The sequence below is a fragment of the Stenotrophomonas sp. AS012628 genome, assembly GCF_010608305.1.
GTDB lineage: Bacteria > Pseudomonadota > Gammaproteobacteria > Xanthomonadales > Xanthomonadaceae > Stenotrophomonas > Stenotrophomonas geniculata.
In genome coordinates, this window is the sequence record NZ_VMBJ01000295.1 from 1 (window position 1) to 219 (window position 219).

General features: G+C 68.0%; 1 pseudogene. It reads left to right on the forward strand.

The features are described 5' to 3' along the window. Positions 1 to 219 (forward strand): annotated as a pseudogene (gene brlR, locus G5A07_RS21985) (c-di-GMP-binding multidrug transporter transcriptional regulator BrlR); the annotation flags it as partial.

Sequence of the window (219 nt, forward strand, 5' to 3'; positions counted from 1 at the left end):
GAGGTCTCCTATGGCATCTGCGCGCAGCAGCCCAACGGCGAATTCCACTACGTCGCCGGCTTCGAGGTGCAGGAGGGCTGGCCGGTGCCGGAGGGCATGGTGCGCTTCCAGGTGCCGGCGCAGAAGTACGCGGTGTTCACCCACAAGGGCACGGCGCCGCAGATCGCCGAGAGCTTCCAGGCGATCTACAGCCACCTGCTCGCCGAACGCGGCCTGGAG